This window comes from Streptomyces sp. SID486 (genome assembly GCF_009865385.1).
In the GTDB taxonomy this organism is placed as follows: domain Bacteria; phylum Actinomycetota; class Actinomycetes; order Streptomycetales; family Streptomycetaceae; genus Streptomyces.
Genome location: NZ_WWJT01000082.1, coordinates 1 through 3,484 on the forward strand (window position 1 = coordinate 1; position 3,484 = coordinate 3,484).

A 3,484-nucleotide genomic window follows, 5' to 3' on the forward strand; every position below is an offset into this window, starting at 1 on the left:
CCGCGGCCGGCGGTCCGCGGCCGGCGGTCCGCGGCCCGGGTGCGCGGACGGACGGGCCGCGGGCGTGGTCTCACCGGTCGTCCGTCGAGTTGCCGCTGACCTGCTTCTTCCTTTTGGATGGCGGCGGGCCGGGAGGTGCGGATGGAAGCGGAACGGGCCGACGCGGTGGTGTGGCGCAACCGCGCTCTGATGGTGTTCGACCGGGTCGCGGTGCCGGTGGCGGTCTGCGACGTGCACGGCCAGGTGGTGCTGGCGAACCCGGCGATGGCCGCGGAGTGCGGTACGACCCCGGGCCGGCTGCGCGGCCGGCATGTGCTGGAGCTGTTCCGGCCGCGGGAGGCCGGCCAGGTGGAGCGGATCGCCGAGGCACTGCGGCTGCGGCACCGCTCCCGCTACCAGGTGTCGGTGTGCTGGCGGACGGCCGGCGGTTCCGAGCGGCAGGGGGAGCTGACGGCGGACCCGGTGAGCGACAGCGTGGAGGACACACCGGCACTGCTGGTGATGCTGCGGGTGCTGGGCGAGCGCCGCGCGGCCGCGCCGGAGCCGGTGCGGACCAGCGCGGTGGAGCGGCAGGTGCTGGCCCTGCTGGCGGGGGGAGCCACCACCGCCCACGCCGCCCGCGAACTCGGTCTCACCGCGGACGGCGTCACCTACCACCTGCGCCGCCTGTCGGCGCGGTGGGGCGCGGCCAACCGCACCGAGCTGGTCGCCCGCGCCTACGCCCAGGGCGTACTGGTCAGCGGCGTGTGGCCGCCGGAGGCGAGAGCCCCCGAGGCGAGGGAGGAGTGACCGCCCCCGTCCCCGCGTCCGGAAATCCGGTGGCTCCACCGCCCTCCGGCTAAATACGATAGCCGTGTTCCTAGGATCCCTAGGTAACGGCCGTCGACCCCGGAAGGACCCCCATGCGACCGCTCACCGAGCAGGACATCCGCGCCTCGTTCGTCAACTGCTCCAAGGGCGAGGCCAAGCGGCTGGCCGTCCCGCGCGATCTCGACGAACGCCCGTGGGACGATCTCGACTTCCTCGGCTGGCGGGATCCCGGCGCCCCCGACCGCAGCTATCTGGTCATCGAACGGGACGGCCGTCCCGTCGGCATCGCCCTGCGCCTGCCGGCCTCCCGGAGCGGCTTTTTGCACCGCAGCATGTGCTCCGCGTGCCTGACCACGCATCCCGGCGGCGGGGTGTCCCTGATGACCGCGCGGAAGGCGGGGCCGGCGGGCCGCGAGGGCAATTCGGTGGGGCTGTACCTCTGCGCCGACCTGGCGTGTTCGCTGTATCTGCGCGGCCGGAAGGTCCCGCAGTCCGGGGCCCGGTTCGAGGAGAGCCTGACCCTGGCGGAGCAGACCGCCCGCATGCGGGGCAACCTGTGCGCCTTCATCGACAAGCTGTACGCGTGAACCCCGCCCGCCATCGCGGCGCGGCTGCCTCCTGAGGCCGGGACCGGCGGCGAAAGTCGACCGAATCCGGTCGTGTGCGAAAACGAACGGCCGGAAACAGTCCGCAAACGGCCACGTTCGATGCACCCGAGGAACGGGAACAGGCCAAGGGATGCTCGACGTACGAAAGTGGACCACGGGAGTGCTGCGCCTGGTGGGGCGCCGCCGTGAACCGGTGGTCGTCCAGACGCTGCGCTCAGCGACAGCCGCGACGATCGCCTACGTGATCGCGCTCCGGCTGAGTCCCGAACCGGCCCCGCTCACCGCGCCGCTGACCGCGCTGCTGGTCGTGCAGGTCACCTTCTTCGCCACACTCACCAACGGCATCCGCCGGGTGAACGCGGTGGTGGCCGGCGTGCTGGTCGCCATCGCCTTCAGCGTGCTCGTGGGACTGACCTGGTGGAGCCTGGCGCTGCTGATCGTCGCCGCACTGGCCGTGGGGCACCTGGTCCGCGTCGACGAGTACGTGGCCGAGGTGGCGATCAGCGCCATGCTGGTGCTCGGCGTCACCACGGTCGGGTTCACCGCGTGGGCCCGGATCGTGGAGACGCTGATCGGCGCGGTCGTCGGTACCGCCTGCAACCTGCTGCTGCCGCCACCGGTGTGGGTGGACGCGGCGGGCCGGTCCATCGAGGACCTCGCGCGGCGGGTGCGCCAGCTGATGCTGCGCATGGGCGAGGAGGCGGCGGGCCGGATCCCCTGGCAGCGGGCCGCCGAGCGGCTGCACGAGGCACGCCGGCTCGACCACGACATCGTGCAGGTGGACGCGGCGCTGCGGCAGGCCGAGGACAGCCTGCGGCTCAACCCGCGGGTGAAGGAGGGGCTGCTGCACCGGGTGGTGCTGCGCACCGGACTGGACACGCTGGAGATCTGCACGGTGGTCCTGCGGGTCCTGGCCCGCTCCTTCACGGACCTGGCGAAGGCCCGCGGGCCCGAGGAGCTGTTCCCGCCCCGGGTGGGGGCGACCGTGGCGCAGCTGCTGTCGGAGATCGCGGACGCGGTCGTCAGCTTCGCGGTGCTGGTGACCACCGACCTGAGCCAGAACGCCGAGTCGGCGGAGGCCCGGCTGACGGCCGAGCTGCACACGGCGGCCGGCACCCGGGACCGGCTGGCCGAACTGCTCCGCGAGGAGATCGGCAAGGACTGGGCGAACTGGCAGCTGCTGGGCGCCGTGCTGACCGAGACGACCCGCATCATCGACGAGCTGAACACCGAGCACCGCACCCGCCGCCTGCTGGAGGAGCTGGACCGGGTCTCCCGCGAGCAGCGGGCCAAGCTGCCGCGGATGGCCTGGCTGCGCGACCGGCTCGGCGTGCAGGAGAAGCTGTGGCGGAACCGCGCGGGGTTCGGTGAGCGTTATCGGTGAGAAGGCGCCGGGGCGGCCCGGCGCGCGGAGCGGAGAGCGGGAGGGCGGGCGGATGACCGGTTCCGGAGTCCGGATCGACGGAAACGGCCTGCGGCTGCCGGGCGGGGTGCACGTGCGGTTCGTGCGCACCCTGCGGCTGCCGGAGACGGGAACGCATCCGCTGCCGCCCGGGCTGGGCGAGTTCCCGGTCCGGCGGGTGGCGGACTACGCCGACCGGGTGCCGCAGGAGTGGCGGGCGCGCGGCGGTGTGCTGCTGCCCGTGTACCTGCGCGAGGCGATGTGGCTGAGTTTCGCGGGCACGGCGGAGCCGGCCGCGCTGCAGGTCGGCGTCGGCAAGGTGTGCGCGGTGTCCGGCGAGCCGTGGCGCGACCGGCTGTCCCGGCACCCGCAGAACTACGTGGTGCTGCCCCGCCAGCCCTGGCTGGACGGCATCAACTCCGGCAAGGGCACGGTCCGCCAGTTCGTGGCCGTACCCCTGGGGCTGGGTGCGACGGTGGAGGGGCAGGTCACCGGCGAGGAGGTGTGGGGCGGGGTGCAGCTCCGGGCGTTCCCGCTGAAGGAGGAGCCGCTCGCCGAGTGGCGGCGCCGGGAGCGTGACCGGCAGCGGGCGCTGCGCACCGGGCCGCCCGGAGCGTTCGGCGGGTACGGCGCGCCGATGCCCATGGCGGCGGCCTCCGGCGGC

At 73.9% G+C, this 3,484-nt stretch carries 3 protein-coding genes and 1 pseudogene; all 4 read left to right on the forward strand.

What is annotated here, in order from left to right; all coding sequences use genetic code 11:
* The first annotated feature begins 141 nt into the window (after positions 1-141).
* The gene (locus GT045_RS04295) at positions 142-789 is read left to right on the forward strand and encodes a PAS domain-containing protein (RefSeq protein ID WP_161293242.1); all 648 of its coding nucleotides are present in this window, start codon (positions 142-144) and stop codon (positions 787-789) included.
* Positions 790-902: 113 nt separating this feature from the next.
* Complete coding sequence (locus GT045_RS04300) at positions 903-1,397, forward strand: FBP domain-containing protein (protein WP_161293244.1); 495 nt, start codon at positions 903-905, stop codon at positions 1,395-1,397.
* A 151-nt stretch (positions 1,398-1,548) separates the two neighbouring features.
* On the forward strand, positions 1,549-2,802 hold the full coding sequence (locus GT045_RS04305) for an aromatic acid exporter family protein (protein ID WP_202515887.1): 1,254 nt from the start codon (positions 1,549-1,551) through the stop codon (positions 2,800-2,802).
* 52 nt (positions 2,803-2,854) lie between these two features.
* A pseudogene (locus GT045_RS04310) lies at positions 2,855-3,484 on the forward strand (hypothetical protein); the annotation flags it as partial.